General features: G+C 70.3%; 23 protein-coding genes and 1 pseudogene. 13 read left to right on the plus strand and 11 right to left on the minus strand.

Annotated elements, in window-relative coordinates; genetic code table 11:
* Positions 1-182 (minus strand): cation transporter (locus ACIBLA_RS22130; protein ID WP_399199547.1); only part of this gene is annotated, 182 nt, incomplete at its 3' end.
* 286 nt (positions 183-468) lie between these two features.
* Between ACIBLA_RS22130 and ACIBLA_RS22135 the strand changes: the two genes are divergently transcribed.
* The 3 genes from ACIBLA_RS22135 to ACIBLA_RS22145 all read left to right on the plus strand — a co-directional run bounded on the left by ACIBLA_RS22135 (position 469) and on the right by ACIBLA_RS22145 (position 6,838).
* A complete protein-coding gene (locus ACIBLA_RS22135; protein ID WP_363246928.1) occupies positions 469-1,173 on the plus strand; it encodes a copper homeostasis protein CutC in 705 nt (234 codons plus the stop codon).
* A gap of 251 nt (positions 1,174-1,424) precedes the next feature.
* Complete coding sequence (locus ACIBLA_RS22140; protein WP_399199548.1) at positions 1,425-6,161, plus strand: DUF6531 domain-containing protein; 4,737 nt, start codon at positions 1,425-1,427, stop codon at positions 6,159-6,161.
* Positions 6,158-6,838 (plus strand): histone-like nucleoid-structuring protein Lsr2, encoded by a 681-nt coding sequence (locus tag ACIBLA_RS22145; RefSeq protein ID WP_399199549.1) that lies wholly within the window; start codon positions 6,158-6,160, stop codon positions 6,836-6,838. Before ACIBLA_RS22140 ends, ACIBLA_RS22145 begins: the two co-directional genes overlap by 4 nt.
* Before the next feature lie 29 nt (positions 6,839-6,867).
* Here ACIBLA_RS22145 and lspA read toward each other — a convergent pair whose 3' ends face one another.
* Both lspA and ACIBLA_RS22155 read right to left on the minus strand, forming a co-directional pair.
* Entirely contained in the window at positions 6,868-7,431 is a 564-nt protein-coding gene (lspA, locus tag ACIBLA_RS22150; RefSeq protein WP_399199550.1) for a signal peptidase II, read from the minus strand.
* 14 nt (positions 7,432-7,445) lie between these two features.
* Positions 7,446-9,590, minus strand: coding sequence for a HelD family protein (locus ACIBLA_RS22155; RefSeq protein WP_399199656.1), 2,145 nt, complete (start codon positions 9,588-9,590; stop codon positions 7,446-7,448).
* A gap of 354 nt (positions 9,591-9,944) precedes the next feature.
* On the opposite strand from ACIBLA_RS22155, the gene ACIBLA_RS22160 reads away from it, so the two are divergent.
* Positions 9,945-10,154, plus strand: coding sequence for a hypothetical protein (locus ACIBLA_RS22160; RefSeq protein ID WP_363242688.1), 210 nt, complete (start codon positions 9,945-9,947; stop codon positions 10,152-10,154).
* A gap of 80 nt (positions 10,155-10,234) precedes the next feature.
* The gene (locus ACIBLA_RS22165) at positions 10,235-11,503 is read left to right on the plus strand and encodes a glycosyltransferase 87 family protein (RefSeq protein ID WP_399199552.1); all 1,269 of its coding nucleotides are present in this window, start codon (positions 10,235-10,237) and stop codon (positions 11,501-11,503) included.
* On the opposite strand, the gene ACIBLA_RS22170 is transcribed toward ACIBLA_RS22165, so the two are convergent.
* Together ACIBLA_RS22170 and ACIBLA_RS22175 are read right to left on the minus strand one after the other, a co-directional pair.
* The gene (locus ACIBLA_RS22170; protein WP_363242690.1) at positions 11,461-13,104 is read right to left on the minus strand and encodes a DNA repair helicase XPB; all 1,644 of its coding nucleotides are present in this window, start codon (positions 13,102-13,104) and stop codon (positions 11,461-11,463) included. The two genes, ACIBLA_RS22165 and ACIBLA_RS22170, sit on opposite strands and share 43 nt — an antisense overlap.
* A 72-nt stretch (positions 13,105-13,176) precedes the next feature.
* Positions 13,177-13,929 carry a MerR family transcriptional regulator gene (locus tag ACIBLA_RS22175; protein WP_399199553.1) on the minus strand — a complete coding sequence of 251 codons (753 nt, stop codon included), beginning with the start codon at positions 13,927-13,929 and terminating at the stop codon, positions 13,177-13,179.
* A gap of 72 nt (positions 13,930-14,001) precedes the next feature.
* On the opposite strand from ACIBLA_RS22175, the gene ACIBLA_RS22180 reads away from it, so the two are divergent.
* The 3 genes from ACIBLA_RS22180 to ACIBLA_RS22190 all read left to right on the plus strand — a co-directional run bounded on the left by ACIBLA_RS22180 (position 14,002) and on the right by ACIBLA_RS22190 (position 15,559).
* The gene (locus ACIBLA_RS22180; RefSeq protein ID WP_399199554.1) at positions 14,002-14,469 is read left to right on the plus strand and encodes a DUF6194 family protein; all 468 of its coding nucleotides are present in this window, start codon (positions 14,002-14,004) and stop codon (positions 14,467-14,469) included.
* A gap of 47 nt (positions 14,470-14,516) precedes the next feature.
* On the plus strand, positions 14,517-15,089 hold the full coding sequence (locus ACIBLA_RS22185) for a helix-turn-helix transcriptional regulator (RefSeq protein WP_399199555.1): 573 nt from the start codon (positions 14,517-14,519) through the stop codon (positions 15,087-15,089).
* A gap of 191 nt (positions 15,090-15,280) precedes the next feature.
* A complete protein-coding gene (locus tag ACIBLA_RS22190; protein WP_399199556.1) occupies positions 15,281-15,559 on the plus strand; it encodes a DUF397 domain-containing protein in 279 nt (92 codons plus the stop codon).
* A gap of 71 nt (positions 15,560-15,630) precedes the next feature.
* On the opposite strand, the gene ACIBLA_RS22195 is transcribed toward ACIBLA_RS22190, so the two are convergent.
* Entirely contained in the window at positions 15,631-16,050 is a 420-nt protein-coding gene (locus ACIBLA_RS22195; RefSeq protein ID WP_399199657.1) for an NUDIX hydrolase, read from the minus strand.
* 230 nt (positions 16,051-16,280) lie between these two features.
* On the opposite strand from ACIBLA_RS22195, the gene ACIBLA_RS22200 reads away from it, so the two are divergent.
* On the plus strand, positions 16,281-17,036 hold the full coding sequence (locus tag ACIBLA_RS22200) for a VanZ family protein (protein ID WP_399199557.1): 756 nt from the start codon (positions 16,281-16,283) through the stop codon (positions 17,034-17,036).
* Positions 17,037-17,044: 8 nt separating this feature from the next.
* Here ACIBLA_RS22200 and ACIBLA_RS22205 read toward each other — a convergent pair whose 3' ends face one another.
* Entirely contained in the window at positions 17,045-19,555 is a 2,511-nt protein-coding gene (locus ACIBLA_RS22205; RefSeq protein WP_363242694.1) for a helicase C-terminal domain-containing protein, read from the minus strand.
* Between the two features lie 387 nt (positions 19,556-19,942).
* On the opposite strand from ACIBLA_RS22205, the pseudogene ACIBLA_RS22210 reads away from it, so the two are divergent.
* Together ACIBLA_RS22210 and ACIBLA_RS22215 are read left to right on the plus strand one after the other, a co-directional pair.
* Positions 19,943-20,425: pseudogene (locus tag ACIBLA_RS22210) on the plus strand (hemerythrin domain-containing protein); the annotation flags it as partial.
* A gap of 84 nt (positions 20,426-20,509) precedes the next feature.
* Positions 20,510-21,613, plus strand: coding sequence for a hypothetical protein (locus tag ACIBLA_RS22215; RefSeq protein WP_399199558.1), 1,104 nt, complete (start codon positions 20,510-20,512; stop codon positions 21,611-21,613).
* A gap of 107 nt (positions 21,614-21,720) precedes the next feature.
* Here the strand turns inward: ACIBLA_RS22215 and ACIBLA_RS22220 are convergent, their stop codons facing one another.
* The 3 genes from ACIBLA_RS22220 to ACIBLA_RS22230 are packed head-to-tail and all read right to left on the minus strand — an operon-like array spanning position 21,721 to position 24,688.
* Positions 21,721-22,554, minus strand: coding sequence for an ABC transporter ATP-binding protein (locus ACIBLA_RS22220; protein ID WP_399199559.1), 834 nt, complete (start codon positions 22,552-22,554; stop codon positions 21,721-21,723).
* A complete protein-coding gene (locus ACIBLA_RS22225; RefSeq protein WP_363242697.1) occupies positions 22,551-23,651 on the minus strand; it encodes an iron ABC transporter permease in 1,101 nt (366 codons plus the stop codon). The genes ACIBLA_RS22220 and ACIBLA_RS22225 overlap by 4 nt, the downstream gene beginning before the upstream one ends.
* Positions 23,648-24,688, minus strand: a complete 1,041-nt coding sequence (locus ACIBLA_RS22230) for an iron ABC transporter permease (RefSeq protein ID WP_363242698.1) — start codon at positions 24,686-24,688, stop codon at positions 23,648-23,650. Before ACIBLA_RS22230 ends, ACIBLA_RS22225 begins: the two co-directional genes overlap by 4 nt.
* Positions 24,689-24,846: 158 nt before the next feature.
* Between ACIBLA_RS22230 and ACIBLA_RS22235 the strand changes: the two genes are divergently transcribed.
* Positions 24,847-25,518: an HAD hydrolase-like protein gene (locus ACIBLA_RS22235; protein WP_363242699.1), complete on the plus strand. Its 672-nt coding sequence runs from the start codon at positions 24,847-24,849 to the stop codon at positions 25,516-25,518.
* Here the strand turns inward: ACIBLA_RS22235 and ACIBLA_RS22240 are convergent.
* Positions 25,470-25,691: a hypothetical protein gene (locus ACIBLA_RS22240; RefSeq protein ID WP_363242807.1), complete on the minus strand. Its 222-nt coding sequence runs from the start codon at positions 25,689-25,691 to the stop codon at positions 25,470-25,472. The genes ACIBLA_RS22235 and ACIBLA_RS22240 overlap by 49 nt on opposite strands.
* Positions 25,692-25,957: 266 nt before the next feature.
* Between ACIBLA_RS22240 and ACIBLA_RS22245 the strand changes: the two genes are divergently transcribed.
* Complete coding sequence (locus ACIBLA_RS22245) at positions 25,958-26,341, plus strand: cold-shock protein (protein WP_363242700.1); 384 nt, start codon at positions 25,958-25,960, stop codon at positions 26,339-26,341.
* Positions 26,342-26,354: the final 13 nt, after the last annotated feature.

Raw genomic sequence — 26,354 nt, forward strand, 5'->3', positions numbered from 1 at the left:
TCGCCCTGATAACTGACCCTGGCCTTCTCCGTCGCGTAATTGACGGTCGCCTCGACACCGTCCATACGATTCAGCTTCTTCTCGATACGAGCCGCGCACGAAGCACAGGTCATCCCACCGATGGCCAGCTCGACCTCAGCCGTGGCGGCGGCGGGTGTGTCGGTTGCCTGTGTGGTGGTCATGGCCGGCTTCTCCTCTGTGTCCTCTGCTGCGGTCCAGTACCCCTAGGGGGTATCTATCCCTTGATTCATGTATACCCCTCGCCCCTATCTCGGGCAAGGGTAGTTGCTTGTCTTTTACTATACCCCCAGGGGGTATCTATCAATCATGGGGTCGACTGCGAGGTCGACCATGCTGGAGGTTTGGTGATGCGAGCGCGCCCCACGGCGTCGTAGGCTGGCTATTGGACTAGACCTATCGCGGGCTTACGAGCCTCCCAACCAGCCTTCAGAACGGAAATGGGTTCCCATGAGCAAGCGCGCAGTCCTGGAGGTGATCGCCCTCGACGCCGTGGACGCTGTCGCGGCCCAGGCCGGCGGGGCGGACCGCCTTGAGCTGGTCACCGACATGGCGGCGGACGGCCTCACCCCGGCGGTCGAGACCTTCGCCAAGATCCGTGCCTCCGTCGACATCTCGCTGCGCGTGATGCTGAGGCTCCAGGACGGGTTCTCGGCGGGCTCCCCGGAAGACGTGGACGCGCTGGTGGAAGCCGTGGTCGCGATGCGGATGGAGGGGGCGGACGAGTTCGTACTCGGCTTCCTCGACATCGCGGGCAATCCGGACCTCGTCACCGTCGAACGGCTCGTCGCGGAGCTGGACCCCTGCCGCTGGACCTTCCACCGGGCGATCGACCGCGCGGTCGACCGCGACGCGCTGCGCAAGCAGCTCGCGGACCTGCCCGGCCTGGACACGTATCTCACGGCCGGTTCGGCGAGCGGGGTGGACGCTGGCATTCCGGTCCTGCTGGAGGAGGCGGCGTCGGGGGCCCGTGGCGAACCGGGTTACGGTCCCGAACTCCTCGTCGGCGGCGGGCTGCGGCTCGACCATCTGCCGCGGCTGCGCGAGGGCGGCCTGAACGCGTTCCACATCGGTGGCGCGGCGCGGCCGAACGGGTGGGGGGCGCCCGTGGACGAGGCGACGGTGCGGGAGTGGCGCGAGGCGATCGACGCGTAGCCGAGCGGTCTCGGCAGTCGGCCCGATGGTGTGGTGTCGAATCCGGGCAGCGCCATGAGGGAGGACGAGCACCCGCTGAACGTCAGCATGGACCACAGCCGCGACCACCTTCGTCTTCGATCTTTGTCCAGATCATGAGGAGACAGGTGAAGGGCTCGTGAGTGGCGGATATCCGCCTGGGTGAGCCGTGTGGGACATGGCAGCGTGGATCTGGTCGGTAGTGAGTGACAGCAGTGCGGGGGGACTGACCGGTGGGGTACACGATTCCCGAGGGTGTCGACACGATGCTCGACATCGTGGGTGTGGGCTGGCCGAATGTCGATGAGGACGCGTACCGCGACATGGCGGACGCGTTGCGGGAGTTCGCGGAGGATGCGGACGAGGACGCGCACGCGGCGCACGGGCACATCCAGCGGTTGTTGTCGACGGGTCAGAGTGAGTCGCTGACGGCGCTGGACGCGCACTGGAGGAAGGTCCAGGGGAAGAACAAGGACCTGGCGGGGGCGGCGCGGCTCATCGCCGGGGCTCTGGATCGGGTGGCGGACATCATCGTGGCCCGGAAGATCGCCGCTGTCGCGGAACTCGCCGACTTGTGCGCGACGGTGGGGATCACGCTGGCTTTCGCGCCGGTTACGGCCGGGCTGTCGACGCTGATCGCGGGGGCGAAGATCGCGGCCACTCGTATCGCGTTCAGGAGGATCCTCAAGGAGATGGCTGAGGCGGCGGTCTCGGAGATCACCGCGATCCTGACTCAGCCCGCGGTGGCGGCGTTGGAGAGCATCGTGACGGATCTGGTGATCCAGACCGCGATGAACGTGACCGGTCAGCAGGACGGCGTCAACGCCGGCCAGGCGGTCCAGGCAGGCAGGGACAGCCTCCAGTTGAACTCGGCCGGCGGGGGTACCGGTCCGGGCGGGGGCCTGGGCATCGATCACGACGCCCACGGCAACACCGGCGGGAAGCTCGTGAACGTGCAGGTGTCGATGAACACCCGCGCGGCGGGCAAGATAGGCAAGGCCAAGGGCCATCACGGCAGGGCGAAGGGGAAGGACTCCCTCACCGCCGTCCTCGACTCCACCATCGAAGGCGTGGTCGAGAAGCTGGTCAAGGGCCACAACCACATGGGCAAGCACGTCGGGAAGGAACTGCCCGACGCCATCGGCCTCAGTTCCAAGACCCACAAGAACACCGACCTGGACATCGACGACCGCATCAAGAAGATCCCCGGCGGCGGTCGCCGGGACGACGGTGATCTGGGCGACAGGCGCGGCGACTCCGGCGGCCCCGCCCGCAATCGCCCCGACGACACCCGCACCAAACCGGCCTCCCTCGACGGAGCGACGAAGGATCCCCGCGGCAATGCGGTCTCGCTGGAGAAGACGGTCTGCGCCACCGACCCTGTCGATGTGGCCACCGGTGGGATGGTGCTGCCTCAGACGGATCTCGCGCTCCCCGGCACGCTTCCACTCGCCCTGCGGCGTACGCATCTGTCGGGTTACCGGTACGGGCACTGGTTCGGACGTAGTTGGGCCTCCACTCTCGATGAGCGGATCGAACTCGACGCCCGCGGCCGGGGCGCGCTCCTGGCCCGCGAGGACGGCTCGGTCCTCGTCTATCCGCGCCTGCCCGCTGTCGGCGACAGTGAGGGTGTCCTCCCGCTGGAAGGTGACCGCCTGCCTCTGACGCACGGCGGCCTCGCCGACGACGTGACCACGTACGTGATCACGGACCTGCGGTCGGGCTTGGTCCGGAGGTTCACCGGTAGCCCGTACCGTACGTCGAAGGCGCACTGGCTGACCGAGATCGAGGACCGGCACGGCAACGGCATCACCATCCATCGCCGCCCCGACGGCACCCCCACCAGCGTCGTCCACGACGGCGGCTACCACATCACCCTCACGACCGGCGACGGTCGAATACGCTCCACGGTGCTGCGCACTTCCGACGGTCCTGTCACAGTCATGGCCTACGGCTACGACCAGGACGGCAACCTCGATGCCGTCACCAACTCCTCCGGCGTCCCCTTGCGTTTCACCTACGACGCGGAAGCCCGTATCACCTCCTGGACCGACCGCAACGACTCCACCTACCAGTACCGCTACGACACCGCAGGACGAGTCACCCGCACCATCGGCCCTGACGGATACCTCTCCAGCACTTTCGCCTACGAGACGGATCCGGAGTCGGGCGGCGGTGTCACTCGCTACACCAACTCCCAGGGCGCCACCACCATTTACCGCCTCAACGACCGTCGGCAGGTCGTGGCGGAGACCGACCCTCTGGGGAACACCAGCCAGTACGTCTTCGACGCCTACGACCTGCTCGTCGCGGCAACTGATCCGTTCGGGCAGACAACGGAACTGGAACGCGACGCCTCCGGCAACGTCATTGCGATGACCGCGCCGGACGGGCAACGGACCTCGGCCACGTACAACGACCTCGGACTACCGGTCGAGGTGGTCGAGCGGGGAGGCGCGCGGTATCGGTACGCGTACGACGCGAGGGGCAATCGCACGGCGGTCATCAGTCCTCTCGGGGCGAGGACGGAATACCGGTACGACAGTGCTGGTGGTGTCGTCGAGATACGCCCTGCGGCCGGAAACCCGATCCGTGTCCGGAACAACGAGGCGGGCCTGCCCCTGACGATCACAGCGGTCAACGGTGCCGAAGCCGTGTGCACCCGTGATTCCTTCGGTCGTGTGACCGGCGTCGCCGATGCCCTCGGCGGCTCCGTCCACCAGGAGTGGACCGTCGAGGGGAAGCCGGCGTGGCGTGAACTGCCCGACGGTACGCGGGAGGAGTGGGCCTGGGACGGTGAGGGGAACCTCCTGCGGTACACCGACCGGATGGGGCGCGTCAGAGCCCACTCCTACACTCACTTCGACCTGCCACTCGAAACCAGTGCGGAGGAATCCGCCTACGCCTTCACCCATGACACCGAGTTGCGTTTGACGCAGGTCACCAACTCCGACGGTGCTTCGTGGACATACGTTTACGACCTGGCCGGCCGGCTCGTCGGGGAGAGGGACTTCGACGGGCGCTCGATGACCTACGCGTACGACGCCGTGGGCCGTCTGGTCAGGCGGTGCAATGCGGCAGGGCAGATTCTGGAGTACGAGCGTGACGTCCTCGGCCGGGTGCGGCGTGTCACACACGATGGCAGCACCCTGGCCGCCTTCGCCTACGCCTCCAGCGGCACCGTCCGGGAGATCGCCAGCCCGGATGCCCGGATCACGCGCGAGACCGACGTCACCGGCCGCCTGATGTCGGAGACGGTGAACGGGCGAACCTTCCGCTACGCCTACGACGCGCAGGGCCGCCGCGTGTGGCGGCGTACCCCTTCCGGTGCTGAGAGCAGCCTCGACTACGGCCCCGAGGGATTGACCACCTACGGTGTCGGGGACCACGCCTTCAGCTTCGAGCGTGACGCTCTGGGCAGGGAGACAGCGAGGACCCTTGACGAGTCTCTGGTCATGCGGCAGTCCTGGGACGCGGTGGGCAGGCTCACGCAGCACCGCGTGGAGACGGAGGACGCCGAAGTTCTCGTCAGGGCCTTCACCTACCAGCCTGACGGCACACCCGTCGCCATCGACGACAACATCACCGGCCGCCGTACCTTCACGCTGGATACGGGTGGCCGTATCACCGGTGTGCGGGCACGGGGCTGGAGCGAGCAGTACACGTACAACAGCGCGGGCGACCAAGTGACGTCCGATGTCAGCGTCCCGTCCGCGGCCGGGCAGGACGGGGCGGGTGAACGTCACTACGACGGCACCCTGTTGACCCGCGCCGGCCGACGCCACCACACCTACGACGCGCAGGGGCGGCTCATTGAGCGGAGTAGCCGTTCTCTGAGTGGCAAACGGCTGACCTGGAAGTTCGACTGGGACGCCGCGGACCGTCTGATCCAGGTCCGTACTCCTGCCGGCACCCTCTGGCGTTATGTCTACGACGGCCTCAACCGCAGGATCGCCAAGGTCCAGCACCACGCCGACGGCACGGTCATCGAGTCGGTGCACTTCAGCTGGGACGGACCACAACTCGCGGAACAACGGGCCGGTGACACCGTCCTGGTATGGGACTACCTCGGTCTGAGGCCCCTGGCTCAGCGAGAGGTGAAGACCCGGCGTGACTCCGACGACGAGGACCAGCGTGAGATCGACCGACGGTTCTTCGCGATCGTCACCGACCTCACCGGCGGCCCGCAGTACATGCTGGCCCCCGACGGATCCATCCCCTGGCGGGCGCGTACCACGACCTGGGGTACGACGCGGTGGAACAGCAACGCCACCGCGTACACCCCGCTCCGCCATCCCGGGCAGTACTTCGACCCGGAGACGGGGCTCCACTACAACGTCCAGCGCTACTACGATCCGGACAACGGGCGTTACATCAGCCCGGACCCGCTCGGCCTGGCACCTGCCCCGCACCAGTACGCCTACGTCAGTAACCCGTTCGTCATGGCGGACCCCCTGGGGCTGGCCGGGTGCTCACCGGACCACACCTGGGGCGGCAGGGTCGTCTTCGTCCGGGACGAGCACGGTCGCCCCTACGAGATGCACGCCACGATCACCCGCGACATGCTTGACGAGGGCACCGAGGCCAACCCGCGGCGGATGCCACCGGGCTTCATCGACGGGAACCTCTACAACCAAGCCCGTGGCCATATGCTCGCCCGGATGCTCGGGGGCACAGGCGACAACCTGGACAACCTCTTCACCATCACGCAGAACCCCACCAACAGCCCCCTCATGCGCGATCTGGAGCAAGACATCTACAACGCGGTCATGGGAGATCCGGCCAACGGTGTCCCGGGCCAGACCGTCCAGTACAGCGTCTATCTTCAATACACCGACGACATGACGACCTCGGTGCCCTCACGCGTCTTCATGGCAGCGGACGGCTCCGACGGATACTTCATGGACACCAACTTTGCCAACCCCGACCACGCAGCGCAGCAGAACCGACGCCGATTGGGAATCGAATGACCGATCTCGAGACCCTCATCCGACTGTGCCCTCCCCCGAACCCGCCGATGCCCATCGACTGGAACGGAATCGAGGCCGGGCTCGGAATGCCCCTGCCCGACGACTACAAGGCCCTCGCCGAGAGCTACGGGCCCGGAACCTTCTGCGACTACCTCACCCTCTACCATCCCCACGGGCCCACCGAGTACGTCACCCTCACCGGCCCCATGCCCACGCGGATCAGGGCCCAGCTACGCACGGACTACGACCGTGGCACACACCCGGTGCCCTACGACCCCGACCACCTCTTCGCCTTCGGTGTGACCGGCAACGGCGAGTACCTCTTCTGGATCACCGACCCCGCGACCGACAGTAACCGCTGGCGAATCGCGGTCAACGAGGCCCGCGGGCCTCGCTGGTTCACCTACGACGGCACCGCTGCCGGCTTCCTCGTGTCCGTCCTCACCGGCGAGACGCGCGTACCCCAGTTCCCGCAAAGCCTGCTCGAAGTTCCCCTCACGTTCACGCCCTCACATCCCGTTCTCTTGAAACCCCAGCCCTACGACCGTCTTGCCTCCGCCCCTGTCGACACCGCGGCCGTCCGCGCGTGGGCTCGTGAAAACGGCTACGACGTACCGTCCCGAGGACGCGTCCCCCCGGACATCCTCAAAGCATGGGAAAACTCCCACAACCACTGAGCCGTCCCGGCCGGAGCTACGTACAGCGGCTACTCGTGGGAGGGGATGCTCTCGGCCGCCGTTGCTTGCGGGTCCTGGGTGGCCTCTACGCCCATGAACGAGAGCACCACGATGGTCACGGCTCCCGCGAAGATCCCGATGTCGGCGACGTTGCCGACGAAGAAGCCCGAGTAGTCGATGAAGTCGACCACATGCCCCCGCCCGAAGCCGGGCTCGCGCAGGAGCCTGTCACCGAAGTGCGACGTGGCGCCGCCGAGGAGCAGCCCGAGCGCGTACGTCCACGGGGCGGAGCGCACGCGCCACGCGTACCAGGCGATGGCGACGACGGCGAGCCCGGCGAAGACGGTGAAGATCCAGGTCACCCCGGTGCCCATGGAGAAGGCGGCGCCGGGGTTGTAGACGAGCCAGAAGCGGATGAAGTCACCGATGACGGGGATCGACTCGGAGTCCCCCAACGCCGTGACAGCCCACCACTTGGTGCCCTGATCGACGATCAGAAGCCCAAGGGCGACACCGAGAGCGGACCAGAACAGCCGGCGGGTGGGGGCGGGGGTGTCGGTGTCGGCCGCCTCGGGCTCATCGTTCGCGTTCACCCGCACAGTGTCGCCTACCCGGCCGAGTCCGCCCAGGGCGAGGTCAGCTGGGGCGGGAGTGCGGTGGCGTGGAGCACCGTCAGGCCCGAGACCGCGCGGGTCAGTGCCACGTACAGGCGGCGCAGGCCCGTGCGTTCGTCGGGTTCGCCCGCCACCACCGCCGACGGCTCGTCCAGGACCACGTAGTCGTACTCAAGACCCTTGGCCAGCGACGCCGGGACCAGGGTGAGGCGGGAAGCCGCCGTCGTCTCCTCGCCCGGAGCCAGGTACGACAGGTCCGCCGCCGACAGGGCGGCGGCCAGCTCCGGGATGCGGGCGTCCGCCGCGATCAGGCCGATCGAGCCCTCGTGGCGCAGCGACTCCACACACGCCCCGACGACCGCCGCGTCCAGGGTGTCCGCTTCCACGGGGCGTACCTCCAGCGACCCCGGCGACTCACGTACCGACGCCACCTCCGTCAGCCCCGGTGAGATCGCGGGCAGCAGGCGCGACGCGTAGGCGATCACCTCGCGCGGTACGCGGAAACCGGCCGTCAGCTCCTCGACCACCGCCTCCGGCTTGCCCAGATGCGCCAGCGCCTCCGCCCAACTCGCCGTCGCCCAGGGCGTGGTGCCCTGCGCGAGGTCCCCGAGCACCGTCGCCGAGCCGGTCGAGCAGCGTCGGCCCACCGCCCGGTACTGCATCGGCGACAGGTCCTGCGCCTCGTCCAGTACGACATGGCCGAGCGAATGCGTACGGGACACCAGGTCGTTCGCCTCGTCGATCAGCACCGCGTCCGCCGACGACCACTGCGCCGTCTTCACGCTGCGCGGCGGCTTCGTCCACAGCAGCGCCTTCTGCTCGTCGTCCGTCAGCAGCCCCTCCGCGTGCTCGGCCAGGAAGTCCGCGTCGGAGAGGAGACGCAGCACCAGCTTCGCCGGGTCGACGGCGGGCCATGCCGTCTTGACCGCGGCCTTCACCGCGGGGTTACGGGCCACCGCGTCCTGCACGCGGTCGTCGGGCGCCTCGCCGGATCTCTCCATCTGTACGAGCACGGCGTGCGCGATGCGCTGCGGCAGGGCCTCGTGCGCGGCGCCGTAGCGGATGTCGCGGTCCAGCAACTCCCTTACCAGCTCTTCGAGTTCGTACGCCGGGACCCGCCAGCGCCGGGACCCGCGCACCACCATCACCGGCTCGGTCGGCAGAGTGACGTGCGACCGGACAGCGCGGCGCAGCACCCGCGCCATACGGGCGTCGCCCTTGACGACCGCCGTCGCCGCGCCGTCCACGCCCCGCACCCGCACCTGGCCGGACCCGGACGCCACCAGCTCGTCGACCGTCGCCTGCTTGACCTCCAACTCGCCCAGGGCGGGCAGCACTTGCTCGATGTAGTGGAGGAAGGAGGCGTTCGGTCCGATGACGAGCGTGCCGGTCCGGGCCAGCCGCTCGCGGTGCGCGTACAGCAGATACGCCACCCGGTGCAGGCCGACCGCCGTCTTTCCGGTGCCGGGGCCGCCCTGTACGCAGACGGAGCCGCCGAGCCCGGACCGGACGATCTCGTCCTGCTCGGGCTGGATCGTGGCGACGATGTCACGCATGGGGCCGACGCGCGGGCGCTCGATCTCGGCCTGGAGCAACTTGCTGGAGTGGGCCGTCTCCGTCGGGTCGGAGAGGTGTTCGTCCTCGTACGCGGTCAGCTCGCCCGCTGTGTAGCCGAAGCGCCGGCGCAGGCCGATGTCCAGCGGGTTCTTCTTGGAGGCCTGGTAGAAGGGCTGCGAGACGGGCGCGCGCCAGTCGATGACCATGGGGTCGCCGTCGGCGTCGTGGACATGTCGCCGGCCGATGTAGAAGCGCTCGCCCTCCGCGCCCTCGGCCTCCTCGGCGCCGACCGCGCGCAGATAGTCGAGGCGGCCGAAGAAGAGGGGGGTGTGGGAGAGGTCGGCGAGTGCCTTGATGCGGTCCTCGATCTGCGATTCGAGGACGGCGGCGTTGACCCAGTTCGCCGTCACGTCGCGGATGTCCAGGGCCTGGACGTCCTCGCGCATGGCGCGCAGGGCGGCGCGGGAGGCGCCCAGGTGGGCGCGTTCACGGGCGAGGAGCGGGTCGGCGCCGTCAAGGGAGAAGGGGGAGAGGGGGGCGATGGCGGGAGCAGACGTCGGTGCGTGGTCGTGCGCGGACACGGTGGTGCCTCCGGATGTACGCAGGCCGACGGGCCGCGACCCGGTGGTGGCGGGGTGGCGGCGAGACATCGGCGGTGGATCACGTCAGGGCAGCCGTCCGGTTTCCGACCGGGCGGCGGCGCTCCTCGGAGGGAGGCGGGAGAAGAGGGAGAGTGTAGTCAGGGGGTGGCGGACGGGCGAAATGGTTTTCCGCCGGGGGCGTCTGTCATTCCTGGGTAGTCATGGGGGAGGGGGGTGTAGTCCCCGTAGGGGATGCCGTACGGGATGCCCTATCTCTGGAGTCGTAGGGAACGGCTCCGGAGCTTCACCCCGCAGAGCGATGTGTTCCGGTCGCGGGAGAAGCACCATTGAAGTATGAGTACAGCGACCTTCAACCCCATGCCATCCGCGCACGTCGGGCCTCCGCAGAGCGGGGCCACCGCGCTCGGTTCCGCCCCTCACTCCGGACCGCACTCCCCGCACCGGCTCGGTGACGCGCTGCGGGCCGTCAAGGTCTTCGTGGCCGCCGCGTTCAGCGTGGCCGTCCTCGGTGAGTACGGGGAGGAGGCGGGCATCATGCGCTGAGCCGCAGCTCTGCCGCAGCTTTGACCAGCGTCTCGGTGGCGGCCTGATCGGCTAATGTCGCGGCCGTGACGTACCTGAACGTGACTATCCGAACGCTCTTCGCAGTTGGCGCACTCGCCCTGTCGCTGACCGCGCTCATATTCGCCGCGCTCTGCCCGGTCTCGTTCGCCCCCGTCGATTCCGTCGCCCAGCCCATCCACGCGGCCGACCGTTTCGCGGTCACCGAATGGGCACTGCCCGTCGCCTCTCCGCCGTTCGCCGCGATTCTGTTCGTCCCGGCCACCTGGCTGCCGGTCGCCACGCTCAAGGCCGTCGCCGTCGTGGGCAACGTGCTGCTGCTCGCCCTTCTCGTCCGGCTGTCCTGGCGGTTCGCCGGGCGCCACCGCACCCCCACCCGCGCCCTCGTCCCCCTCCCGCTGTGCGTGCCCGTCGTCGTTGTCGTCGCTGTCGCAGTCGCCGTCGGGCTGTGGCTCGAACCCGTCCTGCGTACCGTCCACTTCGGAGAGATCAGCCTCGCGCTGACCTGCCTCATCCTCTGGGACCTGACCCGCCCGGACCACGCACTCGGCAAGGGCTTCGCCCTCGGGATCGTGGCGGGCGTCGAGCTGACGCCCGCCCTCTTCATCGCCTATCTGCTGCTCGCGGGCCGTCCCGGTGCCGTACGTGCCGGGCTCACCGCCCTCGCGTCGCTCATCGGCACCATGCTGCTCGGCGCGCTCGTCCTGCCGCGGGCGAGCGCCGACTTCTGGACGCTACGGGTCTTCGAGACCGGCCGTGCGGGCGACGGGTGGACCATCGGCAACCAGTCGCTGCAAGGGCTGTTCGCCCGCGCTCTGCACACCACCGAGCCGGGTGTCGGCTGGGCGCTGGCCTGCGTCGTCCTCACGTTCGCCGGACTGTGGCTGGCGCGAAGGGCCGTCGTACGGGCGAGACTTGAGACATGGGGGGTCCTCGTCACCGCGCTGACCGCGCTGCTCGTCTCCCCGGTCAGCTGGTCCCACCACTGGGTGTGGTGCGTGCCGCTGCTGGTCGTCCTGCTCGCGGAGGGCCGTTGGCGTACGGCGGTGGCGGTCGCGCTGGTCTTCGCGGCCCGGACCTTCCGGTTCGTACCGCACGAGGGCGGGGGCGAGCTGGAACTGCCCTGGTGGCAGCAGCTGTTGGCGTCCCCCTACGCGCTGCTGGCGCTCGCGCTCCTGGCGTACGCGGCGTACCGCTGTCGCGCCCGTACGGCCCTCCGGGTGCGACGGCCAGGGGGCACGCGCCGCATCCCGCCGCTCAAGCCCCTCGCCACGGCGGCCCCCGCCGCTCAGCTGCCGGCCAGCAACTCGTCCGCGTCCACGATGCGGTAGGCGTACCCCTGCTCCGCGAGAAAGCGCTGGCGGTGCGCCGCGAAGTCCTGGTCGATCGTGTCGCGCGCCACCACCGAGTAGAAGCGCGCCTCATGCCCGTCCGCCTTCGGCCGGAGCACCCGGCCCAGCCGCTGTGCCTCCTCCTGCCGTGAGCCGAACGTGCCCGACACCTGGATCGCGACCGTCGCCTCCGGCAGATCGATCGAGAAGTTCGCCACCTTCGACACGACAAGCACCGAGATCTCACCCTGCCGGAACGCGTCGAACAGCTTCTCCCGCTGCGCGTTGCTCGTCTCGCCCTTGATCACCGGGGCGTCCAGATGCTCACCCAGCTCGTCCAGCTGGTCGATGTACTGGCCGATGACCAGCGTCTGCTCGCCCTTGTGCCGGCGGACCAGCGCCTCCGTCACCTTGCGCTTCGTCGCCGTCGTCGCACAGAAGCGGTACTTCTCGTCCTGCTCGGCCGTCGCGTACGCCAGACGCTCGCCGTCGGTGAGATTGACCCGTACCTCGACACAGTCCGCGGGCGCGATGTAGCCCTGCGCCTCGATCTCCTTCCACGGCGCGTCGAAGCGCTTCGGCCCGATGAGCGAGAAGACGTCCGACTCGCGGCCGTCCTCCCGTACGAGCGTCGCCGTCAGCCCCAGCCGGCGCCGCGCCTGGAGGTCGGCGGTGAACTTGAACACCGGGGCGGGCAGCAGATGCACCTCGTCGTAGACGATCAGCCCCCAGTCGCGCGAGTCGAACAGCTCCAGATGCGGATAGACGCCCTTACGGCGGACCGTGAGCACCTGGTACGTCGCGATGGTGACCGGGCGGATCTCCTTGCGCGTACCGCTGTACTCGCCGATCTCCTCCTCCGTCAGCGACGTCCGCCTGATCAGCTCGTGCTTCCACTGCCGGGCGGAGACGGTGTTCGTGACGAGGATCAGCGTCGTCGCCTTCGCCTGCGCCATCGCGCCCGCGCCGACCAGCGTCTTGCCCGCGCCGCACGGCAGCACGACCACCCCGGACCCGCCGTGCCAGAAGCCCTCCACGGCCTGTTTCTGGTACGGCCGCAGCGACCACTCCCGCTCGTCCAGCTCGATGGCGTGCGCCTCACCGTCCACATACCCGGCCAGGTCCTCGGCCGGCCAGCCCAGCTTCAGCAGCGTCTGCTTGATCTGCCCGCGCTCGGAGGGGTGCACGGCGACGGTGTCCGGGTCGATCCGGGCCCCGACCAGCGGCTGGACCTTCTTCGACCGCAGGATCTCCTCCAGCACCGGGCGGTCGGTGCTGGTCAGCACCAGCCCGTGGGTGGGGTGCTTGGAGAGCGTGAGCCGCCCGTACCTGGCCATGGTCTCGGCGACGTCCACGAGCAGCGCGTGCGGCACCGGGTAGCGCGAGAACGCCACCAGCGCGTCGATGACCTGCTCGGCGTCGTGCCCGGCCGCCCGCGCGTTCCACAGCCCGAGCGGGGTCAGCCGGTAGGTGTGGATGTGCTCCGGCGCGCGCTCCAGCTCGGCGAAGGGCGCGATGGCACGACGGCAGGCGTCGGCCTGGTCGTGGTCCACCTCCAGCAGCAACGTCTTGTCGCTCTGGACGATGAGAGGTCCATTCACAGCTGCGCCCTTTCGTCCTTCGTCCGTCTTGCGTACGGCCGCCGCGCGCGGCCAAACGTCCAGTGTCGCCCATCACCGACGTTTTCGGGGCGGGGCCGCGTGTGAGGTGGGCCCGGTGGCGGCGAGGACCGCGCTGAGCGCGGCACCGGCGTCGAGGAGAGCACGGGAGCGGGCCGCGATGCTCATGTCCCGGGCCGCCAGCCCGGCTGCGACGTCCTGCGACCCGCGCCCGCGCCGCAGGCCCGGCAGCAGCTCCCGGAGCTGCCCGATGCGGTACCCGGCGGCACGCAACTGGTGCACGATCCGGGCGTCCCGGGTCTGCGCCGGTGAGTAGCGTCGCGTCTCCCGCGGGGGGACCCGGTCGGGAACGGCGAGCCCCTCGGCGTCCCAGTGCCGCAATGTCGACGGGCGCACCCCGAGCGCGGCGGCGAGTTCGGAGACGCTCATCGAATCCGAAGGGCGTACGTCTTCGACCGGCTCGGCGGAGATCGCCGCGGCGGCCTCCCTGGCGAGCCTGAGGTCCGTGCGTTCCCGGTCGAGGCGAGCGTGAGCCGAGTCGAGAAGCGCGAGTACGTCCGGGACCGGGCGATCGTGCACGGCACGAACGATCCGCTTGGCCTCGACCGGACCGGTCCCGACCGCGAGGGCCCGATAGGCCAGGACGGACTGAAGGTGGACCTCCCCGTAGATCCGGTAGCCCGCCCCCGAGCGCGCCACCGGCGGCAGTACACCGTCGCGTTCGAGATTGCGCACCTGCTGGACGGAGTACCCGGCGCGTCGCGCGACATCGACCGTGCGTGTGGGCGGCGACTTGAGGGTTGGCACCCGACACTCTCCTGTCTTCCGTGTCTCCCGGCTCAAAGTCTCCACAAGCACCTTAATGAAACGCTTGAGCACATGACCATGGAAGAGATCATCGAATTCGTCGAGGCCCTGGACGGAGCCCTGGCCGTCGGGCCGGGGCCCGGAGACGGGTCACCGGAGATCAGTTGGGGGGATACGTTCTTTTTCTACGCCCCTGACGGCGTCATGCCGCAAGGGACTCAGCCGTTCGCGACGATCGTGACGAAGAACCAGCCGGGCGACGAGAGTTCGCGCCTGGACCGCCCTGACACGTTCCGCGTCAATGTGGCCGCCGGAAAGGAAGCGTTCACCACCTGGACCGGCCACGCACCGCGCGAACCGGCCGCCGCCGACGACCCAGGCGCCACCGACGCGCTGATCGCCCACCCCGTCTACGGCTCCGCCGGCTGGCTCGCGGTGGTGAACCCGGGCCCCCGGACCGATACGAGGCTCCGTGAACTGCTCAGCACCGCCCACCACTTGGCGCGTTCACGCTACGAGCGACGTCGGCGAGAGATGTAACCGTTTGTGTGTGATCTGTGACTCTGTGGCGCTAGCGTGGTCGGGAGATGATTCCGCGACGCGAAAGGGGCTGGACGCATGGCCGGCCGGCCGATGTGGGCGAGCAGGTGGTGTGCTCGCCGTCGCTGATCGCCCACTTCGAGGCGGGGCGACGTACACCCTCGCTGCCGGACGCGCACCGCTTGGACAAGGCGCTCCGTACAGACGGGTTCTTCGTGCGGATGCGGCGGACGCTCGGCAAGGTGAAGTTCGCCGAACACTTCGAGGCGGCGGCCGAGGCGGAGCAACTCGCGTCGCTCATCGAGGAGTACGCGGTGTCGCTGGTGCCGGGCCTCCTTCAGACGGAGCGGTACGCGCGGGCGGTGTACCGAGGGTTTCAGCCGCACGACCTGGCGGACAGCGTGGACAGGAAGATCGCCAACCGGCTGGAGCGCGCCCGGATTCTGGATGATCCGGAGACTCCCAGGATGTGGGCGATCCTGAACGAGAACGTCGTCCGGGCCGTGGTCGGCGGGCCCGAGGTCATGGCCGAACAGCTCCGTCATATCGCCACGTTGGGACGATCCGGGCGTGTGCTGGTGCAGGTCCTGCCTCATCGCGTGGGCGCGCCGCGACCATGAGCAGCATGGTGAAACTGATGCGTTTCGATGACGCGCCGGACATGGTGTACGTCGAGGGATTGCTCACCGGGGCGTTGACCGACGAGCTGTCAGTGGTACGTCGTTACCGCGACGCATACTGGCGCGGGCCGCCTCGCTTCCCCCGGAGGCATCCCTCGATCTGCTCGACTCGGTGGCGGAGGAGTACGACCATGAGCGTTCATCGCATCCCTGACGCATCCATACTCACCACATGGCGCAAGTCCAGCTACAGCGGTGGTGACAACGGCAGTTGCCTGGAGGTGGCCGATGCGCTCCCGTGGCGCAAGTCCAGCTACAGCGGTGGTGACAACGGCAGTTGCCTGGAGGTTGTTGACGGGCTCGTCGACGTCGTGCCGGTTCGCGACAGCAAGAATCCCCACGGTCCGGCCCTCGTTGTCCCCGTGGGGGCGTGGTCCGCGTTCATCAAAGGCGTGAAGGGCGACCTGTAGACCGGCACGTGGGGAATCGACCTGGAGCACGTCGTGGGCTTCCTCTCCCGGCCTGATCCAAAAGAGAGGCCCTAGCCGAGATAGGGCGTCGGCCGATGCTCCGTGAAGTGCTGGAGCCGTAGCCGTTGGGTGTGGCGCATGGGCAGTGAGTCGAGCTCGGCCGCCTCCACGAACCGCAGTTCTGTGCTCTCGTCGGAGATGGCCGGCTCACCGCCGACGATGCGCGCGGTGAAACAGACATTGAACTGTCGCCGCACCTCCCCGTCGCTGTACTCGATGATGTGCCGTGGGTCGGTGTAGGTGCCGACGAGTCCCGTGATCTCCACATCGAGTCCGGTCTCTTCCTTGACCTCACGAACGGCCGCGCCGGGCAGCGATTCGCCCAGGTCCATGCCGCCGCCGGGCAGCGCCCACAGGCCGTTGTCCCGCCGCCGTTGCAGCAGGATGCGGCTCCGCTCGTCCGTGACCACCGCTGAGGCGGCCACGACCATGACGACGAACACCTTCAGCCTGACCCTGAGTTGGTCAGGATCCACATCCTGAACCCGCACGCCGTACATGTCGGTCGACATCGTCGTCCCCCTCAACAAGTGACTCGCGGAGACAACCGGCACCGGCGGAATCGCCTGCCTCCCCCCAACATCGGTGATCCGCCCAGAGGGGTCTGACAACCGGCCCGACTCGGCTGCGTACGTGGTCCCGTCGGGGGCAAACGCGGCGTATGACCGTTGGAACGGAACGGAACGGTGGGCGGGCGACGGCCCGCGCGGTGGATGGGGCGGGGAACGCGGCCTCGGCCTGGAGTACCTCGTGGGGTGGAGCCGTGTTGCGGGTGGTCATCCTTGCCGTCGTGCTCGTTCTGCTCGTCGGGTTCGCCGCCGTACTCGCGGAGTTGACGCTCACGCCGTCGCCCGCCTCGTCGGAGATCGCCGGGGCCAATCTGCAGCCGGGGCGCTCGTTGCGGCAGTACGCCGAGGACTACACGTTCCTCGCGGCGTGCAAGCAGATCGGCGGCAATGTGCTGATGGGCGCGCCGTTCGGGCTGTTGCTGCCGGTGTTGGTGCCGCGCAGGTTCCGGATGGTGCGGGTTGTCGCGTTGACGTTGGTCATGATGACCATGGTGGAGCTGGCGCAGGGGGCGATCGTCGAGGGGCGGGCCTTCGACGTGGACGACGTGATCATGAATACGAGCGGTGCGTTGCTCGCGTACCTGCTGCTGGGGCGCCGGTTGAGTCACCGGTTTCACACGCTGGGGTTCCGTTCGCCGGAGGGGCGGGAGGGGGACGTGGTGAAGCGCGAGCCCGTGGCGGCGAAGAAGGCGGTTGCGAAGAAGCCAGCTGCCAAGAAGCCAGCTGCCAAGAAGGCCGCTGCCAAGAAGACCGTTGGCAAGAAGGCGGTTGCCAAGAAGACCGTTGCCAAGAAAGCCGCTGCCAAGAAAGCGGGCGCTCCGAAGAAGAAAGCCGCTCCCAAGAAGTAGGCGGTGCCCTACGCCGGGTCGTCCGCCAGTTCCGACACTCCCGTGATGCGGTGCAGCGGGTACGTGCGGACCTCGTCCGCCGTGTGGTCGTACGCCGTCACGAAGCCGCCCTCCACCCGTACCGGCGCGATCACGCGCTGGCTCGCCGCGCCCTCCGCGTTGACGTAACCGATCCAGAGCGCCGAACCCGTCAGCGCCGCCGCCTGCACCGTGGCCAGCGTTTCGGCCGATGTCGTGCGGGGCATGTCGCCGCTCGTCGTCGCCGGGGCCGGTTCGGGGAGCGTCTTGCGTACGGCGGTCGCCGCCTGGTCCCCGGCCCGGATCGCCCGTACCGCCGCGCCGAGCAGCGTCGGCGCGGGCACCGGCGGGCCGTCGGGGACGGGGGCCGGTGGCGTACGGGGCGGGGTGCGGTGCGCGTGGGCGCGGGTGATCAGGACGTCGCCTTCGGCGGACTCGGCGGCCGGCGCGAGGCCCATCGTGCGCAGCCCGTCCAGCAGCGTCGTGGGGTCGGCCTGGGCCGACAGGACGGTGGGCGCGAGGCGGCGCAGGCGCAGGCCGTGGGAGCGCCGGTCGGCCATGATCTCGTCCAGGACGGCCTCGTCGTCGCACCGTACGTACGCCGACGCGGAGCCGATCCGCAGATGCCCGTGCCGCCGCGCCATGTCGTCGATGAGATAGCTGAGCGGCTGCGGCACCGGCGTACGGCTGTGTGCCGCGAGGAACGCGTGCAGGTCGGACGCCGACTGCCCGGCGTCGAGCGCCCGGCGTACGGACGCGGGCGTGAAGCGGTAGACCGTCGCGCCGCCCCGCGACTCGATGTCCGCGATCACGGACAGTGTCTCGGCGAGCGGACGCAGCAGCGGTCCGGGGGCGACGGCCGTGAGGTCGGCCTGGAGGAGCACATGGTCGAGCGGTTCGGGGAGGTGCGGCGCGAGGGTGGCGGCGGCAGCCGCGCCGATGGCCGTGCCGGTGTTCGGCTTCGGGAACGTACCCGTCGCCCCGCCGGCCGACGGCTCCGCGGCGATCAGCGCACGGCCGTGCGACGACAGCGCGCCGCGGCCGGTCACGCCCAGCAGCTCCGCCTCGTTCAGCGTCCACGCGGCGATGCGCGCCCGCAGGTCCTCCGGCCGGCCCGCGACCGCGCCGCGCAGCGGGCGCTCCCAGCGCAGCCGGGCGAGCACGCTCTCCGGGTCGGGGGCGGTGCCCTCCGGGAGGCTCGCGAGCAGGTCGAGGACATGGCGCCGTACCTCCGGCGCGCCGCCCCGGTCCAGGTCCGGGCCGAGCGCGGCGAGCGTACGGCCCTTGCTGTCCTGGCCGCCGACCAGGCCCGAGGTGCGGGTCGCCTCCAGCCAGGCCGTGGCCAGGAGGGCCCAGCGCTCGGCCGCGGGCAGCTCCGGCCACTGGTCGTAGGCGGGCGTCGGCGCGTAGCGCTCATCCGCCTCGCCGTCCGCCGCCAACAGCCCTGCCGCGTAGGCGAGTTCGACCCAGAAGGCGGCCACGGGCTCGGTCACGTCCAGCGCGATGGCGGTGCGCTTCAGGTCGCGTACGGAGAGGCCGCCGGCCCGCAGGACGTTCGGGCCGCCCTCGTTCCACTCCTTGGCCAGCTCCTCGATCATCTCCAGCGCGGTGTACGCCTGCGCCGCCGCCGCGCTGTCCACAACCTGTGGACGGCTCGCGGGCGTCAACGACGCGGAGGGGTGCGGCAGGATCTCCGGCGGCTCCGGCTCGGTGTGCCGGTGCGCGCGCCCGCCCCGCAGGTGCAGCGCGGCCTCGCGCGGCAGCACGACGGTGCGCGTCGAGGTCGGCAGCAGCAGCCCGTGGTCGCGCAGCCACTGCACGGGCGGCGCGGGCTTCGAGGTGATCTCGCCGTACGGCGGCCCCCACACCAGCCGGTCGAGAACAGCCAGCGCGTCGGGCGGGGCGGTGTCGAGGAGCGCCGCCATGCGCGTGCGGTCGGTGAACAGCGCGGTCAGGGCGGTCACCGCCGAGACCGGGTCGTGCGTGGACGGCAGCCCGGCGGTGGTGATGATCTCCTGGATCCGGCCCGGTGACATCCCCGCCGTGGCCTCGGCGACGGTCGGGCCGAGCCCGGTCGGGGAGGGGCGGTTCGGGGACGGGGCAAGGATCTCGCGGGCCGTACGGACCAGCCGCAGCCGGTCGTCGGCGCCCCAGAGCAGCGCCTGCTCGCGCAGCGCGGCGACGGCGCGCGGCAGGGCCGCCTCGACGCGCGGGTCGCGCTCGTCACCGGTCATCAGCGCGCGGACGGACTCGTACGGCGCGGGGTCGGTCGAGGCCGCCAGCGCCTCGGCGGTCTGGAGCGTGAAGCGGTCGAGCCGCTCCAGCGCCCGCATGACGGAGGCACGGGTACCGGCACGGGTGGCGAGCTGGCCGAGGTCGTTCGGTACGGGGCTCAGCAGGTCGGGACGTGCGCGCAGCAGGGCGGCCAGCGCGTCGTCGTCGCGGGTGCGCAGGGCCTCCGCGAGCGTACGCGGGGGCGTTCCGCCGGATCGTTCGGACACGTGCGCCTCCAGGGCGGCTAGCTGATTCCCATCCGCCACACGTTAGCTCCTGCGGGGCGGATGGCCGGGGTGTCGGCGGTCGGGGGCCCAAGGCGTCCCCGGTTTGTTGACAGGTGTTGGACGGCTGCATGTAATGGGGGTGGTGCCGCGTGGCGCCGGCCGAAGAGCAGTGGGCGGGCCGGTGACCGGGCGAGCGCCCTTCATTCGAGGGATCCGCCGATGAGTACGTACTCCGCGATCCGTACGTGACGACGTGACGTAACGAGCGAGCGCCTACGAGCGCACCGCCACCGCCGTCGCCTCATTTCTTTCGCAGCCGGGATCGGCTGCTCTCACCTTCCGGAGAATCAGACACGCATGCCCACATCGTTCAACGACTCCGTCAGTCCCCGCGAGGTCCGGACCCTCGCCGACAAGATCCTTGAAGTGCACGACCAACTGCGCGCCCAGCTCAGGCTGGTGACGGCGGACGTCGACGCGCACCTCGTGGCGCTCGCGGCCCACGAGGGTCCCGGCGAGCCGCCGGAGCCCGGTCTCGGGTTCCAGATCCGGCAGCGCTGCCTGGAGTTCTGCCAGGCTCTGGAGTTCCACCACACCAGCGAGGACGGGCACCTGTTCCCCGGCATCGCCGTGTATCACCCGCACCTGACCGACGTGTTCGACCGGCTGGGCGCCGAACACCGCACGGTCGCGCGGATCCAGGAGAGTCTGGTGGCGCTGCTGGCCGGCATCGGCGTCGCCGAACCGCGGCGCTTCCGCGCGGAGTTGGCGGCGATGACGACGGAGCTGCACGCGCATCTCGCCTACGAGGAGGAGGTGATCCTTCCTCTCGTGGCGGACGTGCCGTGGCCGCCGCCGCCCCGCGCGTGAGCGTGGTCGTATGTCGTACTGGACGTAGGCGTACGGGCGCGACACCATCGGCCGCAGGTACGGCGCGCAAGTGCGGAGGGCAGTGTGGGGATCGAGAGCGACCAGCTCGTCTACGACTATCTGAGCCGGGTCGGAGACGTGGCCCAGCAACGGCAGTTGCCCTCCGGTGAGCGGATGAGACTCGTCTCCGAGCTGCGGAGCGAGATCGACAAGCAGCGCGGGAAGTTCGGCGGCGACAGCCCCGCCGCCGTGCGCCGCATCCTGGGGCGGCTCGGTTCGCCGGACCAGGTGGTGGGTGCGGCGACGGGGGAGTACGCGGGTGGCGGCCCGGTCGGATCGTCGGGCGGTGGCGCGGGCGGCCCGGTGCGCCCGGAGCCGGTGGCCGGGCCGCCGTCACCGCCGCAACCCGCTCTCCCGAAGCAGCGCGGCAAGCGGGGTGGTCTCGGGCTCGGTCTCGGGCTGGGGCGACCCCGCGAGGCGCGGCAGTCGGACGGACCCTCGCTGCCGAAGCAGAAGCGCAGATCCGTACCCGGGCCCCCCGCCGCCGAACCCACCGCGGCCCCGCCCCATCTGGCCGGTACGCAGGGACTCGGCTCGTCCGGCGACGAACCGGACTGGTGGCGCGTCGACCCCGGCCCGATGGGGGCGGCGACCGATGTCTCCGGGTTCGTCGGTGGTGTCGAGATCCCCGAAATACTGAAGCCGCCGCCCAAGCCGGAGGAAGCCGCCGAGAAGGAGGACACGGGCGACGAGGAGGATGCCGAGGAGACGACGCCCGAAAAGCGCCGAGCGCTGCCACGGCTCCGACGCCGTGGTGCGAAATCCGCCCCCGACGCCGCCGCCCGCCCCGGACTCCAACTCACCAATCCCTTCCTGCTGCTGGCCGCCGCCCTCCTTGTCCTCGGCGCGGTCCTCGGCTCCTTGCTGGCGCTCGCGGGCGGCTGGCTCCTCGCGTACGCCTCACGCCGACTGTCGCGCTTCGAGGCGAAGCTGGCGGTCTTCGGGCTGCCGATCGTGGCCGTCGTCGGGGGCGGGGTCTGGCTCTGGGGCCGTACGACGGAGCGCTGGGGCGAGGTCATCGCGGACGACGCGATGGGTGACGCGATCGCGGAGACGTGGCCGGTGGTGGTGCGGGTGGCGGCGGTCAGCTCGGCGCTGTTCCTGGTGTGGCGCTCGCGCCGGCGTTGAGGCGGGGTGTTAGTACGGCGGGGGTTCGTACCGGGGCGTTCGCGTACGTACGTTGTGCGCCCCGGTACGAACTCCCGCGAACTCCCGCGAACTCCCGTGAACCGCCGCTACGCCGCGTCCGCCCCGTCCCGTGGCCGGTACGGCGCCCCCGGTACCACCAGCGGCGACCCCGTCACCGGGTCCGGTACCACCACCGATTCGAGGCCGAACACCTCCCGTACCAGCTCCGCCGTGACCACCTCGGCCGGGTGGCCCTCGGCGACGACGCGGCCCTCCTTCATGGCCACCAGGTGATCGGCGTACCGCGCCGCCTGGTTGAGGTCGTGCAGCACGATCACCACCGTGCGCCCCTGGTCGTGGTTGAGCCGGCGCACCAGGTCCAGGACCTCCACCTGGTGCGCGATGTCCAGGAACGTCGTCGGCTCGTCCAGCAGCAGCAGATCCGTCTCCTGCGCCAGAGCCATCGCGATCCATACGCGCTGCCGCTGCCCGCCCGACAGCTCGTCGACCGGCCGCTCGGCCAGCTCGGTCACGTCCGTACGCGCCATCGCCTCCGTGACGGCCCGCTCGTCCTCCTCCGACCACTGCTGCCACCAGCGCTGGTGCGGCTGGCGCCCGCGCGAGACCAGATCGGCGACGGTGATCGCCTCCGGCGCCGACGGCGACTGCGGCAGCAGACCGATCGACTGCGCGATCTTCCGCGTCGGTATCCTCGCCAGCTCCTCGCCGTCCAGCAGCACCGAACCGCTCCTGGGCTTCAGCAGCCGTCCGAGCGCGCGTAGCGTGGTCGACTTGCCGCAGGCGTTGGGGCCGACGATCACGCTCACCCGCCCGTCGGGGACGGCCAGTTCGAGATCGTGGACGACCGTGCGGTCGTCGTAGGCGAGCGTCAGCTCGTGTGCCCTGAGCCTGCTTTTCAGACTGACCGTGCGCTTGCTCATTTTCCAGCTCCTGCGGTACGGCTGCGGATGATCAGCCAGATCAGATACGGCGCCCCGATCGCGGCCGTGAGCACCCCCACGGGCAGTTCGGTGGGCGCGAACAGCTTGCGCGCGAAGAGGTCGGCCAGCACCACGATCACCGCGCCGAGCAGCGCGGAGCAGAGCAGCGGTATCTGCGCCGTACGCGTCATCCGCCGCGCGATCTGCGGTGCCAGCAGCGCCACGAAGTCCACCGGACCGGCCGTGCCGGTAGCGACGGAGGCGAGCACCACGCCCAGCAGCACGAGCCCGAGGCGCACGTGCCCGAGGCGTACGCCGAGCGCGGTGGCCGAACCGTCGTCCATCGACACCGTGCGCTGGGCGTACGCCGCCCACGCGACGGCCGGCAGCAGGATCAGCAGCAGCCAGCCGAGCGGCGCCGCCTCGTCCCAGCCACGCCCGTTGAGCGAGCCGGTCATCCACACCTGGGCCTGCTGGGCGACGAGATAGTCGCCCTTCGTCATGAAGAGTGTGGTGAGCGAGCGCAGCGCGATCGCGAAACCGATGCCGATGAGCACGAAGCGGGTGGCGTGCAGTCCGCCGCGCCAGGCGAAGACGTACACCAGCGCCGCCGCCAGCATGCCGCCCGTGACCGAGAGATACGGCAGGACGGTGAACGACGTGACGCCGTACGTCATCGCGAAGACCGTCAGCGCGCTCGCGCCCTGCGTGACGCCGATGATGTCGGGGCTGGCGAGCGGGTTGCGGGCGACGGCCTGGATCAGCGCACCCGAGACGCCGAACGCGGCGCCGACGAGGAGACCGACCACCATGCGCGGCAGCCGCAGCGTACCGACGACGAGTTCGTCCGGCGACGGCTGTCCGAGGATCACCTTCAGGACCTCGGCGGGGGCGACGAAGCTCTCGCCGACACTGAGGTAGGCGACGCAGCTGAGGCAGAGCAGCAGCACGAGGGCGGCGGCGACGACGGCCGCGCGCCGGTGCACGAGGAACGACACGCGCCGGGCGCCGAACCGGGTGCGTACGAGGGAGTATCCGGCGGGCCGCACGCCGGCGCGCGCCTCGACGACCTTCCGGTCAACAGCCGTCGCGCTCATGCCGGTACCGCCTTCCTGCGTACGAGAACGACCAGGAACGGCACACCCAGCAGCGCCGTCATCACCCCCGCCGGCACCTCGCCCGGCGGGAACAGGACGCGGCCGAGCACATCGGCGACGAGCAGCATCACCGGCCCGACGAGCGCGGCCATCGGCATCAGCCAGCGGTGGTCCGTCCCGACGATCGCGCGCGCGATGTGCGGGACGGCGAGGCCGATGAACGCGATCGGGCCGGCCGCGGCGACCCCGACACCGACGAGTACGGTCGCGCCGACGCCGCCCACGACGCGTACGGCTCCGACGTTCTGGCCGAGGCCCTTCGCGACGTCCTCGCCGAGCGCGAGCGCGTCGAGCCCGCGGGCCACGCTCACCACCAGCACCGTCCCGACGGCGAGGAACGGCCAGACCTGGCCGACCAGTTCGGCGTCCCGGCCAGCGACCGACCCCACCTGCCAGAAGCGGAACTCGTCCAGGGCGGCGGCCCGCGTCGTCAGGATGCCCATCGTGACGGAGACCAGCAGCGCGTTGATCGCCGCGCCGCCGAGGGCGAGTTTGACCGGGGTCGCGCCGCCTCTGCCACGGGTGGCGATGGCGTACACCGCGACCGACGCGACGGCGGCGCCGGCGAACGCGAACCAGACATACCCGGTCAGCGTGTGCACCCCGGCGAACGCGATGGCCATGACGACGCCGACAGCCGCGCCCTGGCTGATGCCGAGGATGCCGGGGTCGGCGATGGGGTTGCGGGTGATGCCCTGGAGGACCGTACCGGCGAGTGCGAGCGCGGCGCCGACCATCAGGCCGATGACGGTACGGGGCACCCGCAACTGCCGTACGACCTCGGCGTCGTCGCCGTGACCCCCGCTGAACAGGGCGTCGAACACGGCGCTCGGCGCGACGGCGCGGGCGCCGACCGCGAGGCTGAGCAGGACCGCGAACAGCAGGGCCACGGCAGCGGCGGCCGTCCAGCCGACGCGGCGGGCGACGAGGGCGCGTCCGGTGCGGTGGGTCGTCGTCGGGGCGGCGGCGGCTGGCATCGGGACCAATCGGGGGTACGGAGGCGGGGTGAGGCTCGGTGAGCCCGGCAAGGCGGTGAGCCCGGCAAGGCTTGGTAAGGCTTGGCTAAGTCTATGCGCCGAGATCAAGCCACCGACCGGCGGAGGGTCCCAGGACAGCTCCTAGGCACAATGTTGATATGACTTCGCTTCCGTCGGCCTCTCCCGCCCAGCCGCTGACCGTCGGGTTCGACCTCGACATGACACTCATCGACTCCCGGCCCGGCATCCACGCCGCGTACCTCGCGCTCGCGGCCGAGACCGGTGTCGCGATCGACGCCGATCTGGCCGTGACCAGGCTCGGTCCACCGCTCGACGAGGAGCTGGCGCACTGGTTCCCGGCGGACCGCGTCGCGGCGATGGGGGACCGGTACAGGGAGATCTATCCCACACACGCCATCGCGCCGACGCTGCTGATGGCCGGCGCCCGCGAGGCCGTCGCCGCCGTCCAGGCGCTCGGCGGGCGGGCGATCGTGGTGACGGCGAAGCACGAGCCGAACGCCAAGCTGCATCTCGCGCACCTCGGCGTCGAGCCGGACGCGGTGATCGGCTGGCTGTGGGCGGAGGCGAAGGCGGAGGCGCTGCGCGAGTACGGCGCGAGCGTGTACGTGGGCGATCACACCGGCGATGTGCGCGGCGCCCGTACGGCGGGCGCGCTCTCGGTCGCGGTGCCGACCGGCCCCTGCGGTGAGGACGAACTGCGGGCGGCGGGCGCGGAGGTGGTACTGCCGGACCTGCTGGCGTTCCCCGAGTGGCTGCGGTCCTACGTGGCGGAGCCGCCCGCCGCGCCCGCCGCGCCCGACCGGGCCTGACGGCGCTGCGCGGCGATCGACCGGAGCAGCCCGGCGCCGGCGAGCAGGAAACCGACGCCCATCAGCATGGAGAGCAGATACGCGACCGTCGGGAACGGGTCCGTCCCGAGAAGCAGTGGGGCCACTGTGACCAGTGTGGCGACCGCGCCGACGATGAAAACGATCGCGCCGATCCGTACGAGCCGATCGCCGGCAGCCGGGGGCGCGGCTGTGGGTCCGGCCGCGGGTCCGGTCGGCGGTCCGGCCGTCGGTGAGGAATGAGTAGCAGTCACTCCACCAGGGTAGTTCCCTGCGGACAGGAACCAACCGGCGACGTCTTGTCACCAGCCCCTGGACCATTAGCCTTGGGGATTGGCGGGTCGTCCGACCCGCTGTAGTGCTATCAAGAGCCGTTTTGTGCGCGCCAGCGCCCCCAACACATATGAGGACGAGGACAGACGTGCCTACCGGCCAGGTCAAGTGGTTCAACCGTGAGAAGGGCTTCGGCTTTCTCTCCCGTGACGACGGCGGAGACGTCTTCGTCCACTCATCGGTCCTCCCTGCCGGAGTCGACGCACTGAAGCCGGGCCAGCGCGTCGAGTTCGGCGTCGTCGCGGGCCAGCGCGGTGACCAGGCCCTCTCGGTCACCGTTCTCGACCCGGCCCCCTCGGTCGCGGCGGCCCAGCGCCGTAAGCCCGACGAACTGGCGTCGATCGTCCAGGACCTGACGACGCTTCTGGAGAGCATCACCCCCACGCTGGAACGGGGCCGCTATCCGGACAAGGCCCAGGGCGCGAGCATCGCGGGCCTGCTCCGCGCGGTGGCGGACCAACTCGACGTCTGAACCCGGTGCCCCC

The organism is Streptomyces sp. NPDC050433, from assembly GCF_044458565.1.
Lineage (GTDB): Bacteria > Actinomycetota > Actinomycetes > Streptomycetales > Streptomycetaceae > Streptomyces.

What these genes read in the sequence shown, in the direction of transcription:
- ACIBLA_RS22135 (WP_363246928.1), top strand. Translation starts at nt 469, where the DNA reads ATGAGCAAGCGCGCAGTCCTGGAGGTGATCGCCCTCGACGCCGTGGAC.
- ACIBLA_RS22145 (WP_399199549.1), top strand. Translation starts at nt 6,158, where the DNA reads ATGACCGATCTCGAGACCCTCATCCGACTGTGCCCTCCCCCGAACCCG.
- ACIBLA_RS22160 (WP_363242688.1), top strand. Translation starts at nt 9,945, where the DNA reads ATGAGTACAGCGACCTTCAACCCCATGCCATCCGCGCACGTCGGGCCT.
- ACIBLA_RS22180 (WP_399199554.1), top strand. Translation starts at nt 14,002, where the DNA reads ATGACCATGGAAGAGATCATCGAATTCGTCGAGGCCCTGGACGGAGCC.
- ACIBLA_RS22185 (WP_399199555.1), top strand. Translation starts at nt 14,517, where the DNA reads ATGATTCCGCGACGCGAAAGGGGCTGGACGCATGGCCGGCCGGCCGAT.
- ACIBLA_RS22190 (WP_399199556.1), top strand. Translation starts at nt 15,281, where the DNA reads ATGAGCGTTCATCGCATCCCTGACGCATCCATACTCACCACATGGCGC.
- ACIBLA_RS22195 (WP_399199657.1), bottom strand. Translation starts at nt 16,050, where the DNA reads ATGGTCGTGGCCGCCTCAGCGGTGGTCACGGACGAGCGGAGCCGCATC.
- ACIBLA_RS22200 (WP_399199557.1), top strand. Translation starts at nt 16,281, where the DNA reads ATGACCGTTGGAACGGAACGGAACGGTGGGCGGGCGACGGCCCGCGCG.
- ACIBLA_RS22220 (WP_399199559.1), bottom strand. Translation starts at nt 22,554, where the DNA reads ATGAGCAAGCGCACGGTCAGTCTGAAAAGCAGGCTCAGGGCACACGAG.
- ACIBLA_RS22225 (WP_363242697.1), bottom strand. Translation starts at nt 23,651, where the DNA reads ATGAGCGCGACGGCTGTTGACCGGAAGGTCGTCGAGGCGCGCGCCGGC.
- ACIBLA_RS22230 (WP_363242698.1), bottom strand. Translation starts at nt 24,688, where the DNA reads ATGCCAGCCGCCGCCGCCCCGACGACGACCCACCGCACCGGACGCGCC.
- ACIBLA_RS22235 (WP_363242699.1), top strand. Translation starts at nt 24,847, where the DNA reads ATGACTTCGCTTCCGTCGGCCTCTCCCGCCCAGCCGCTGACCGTCGGG.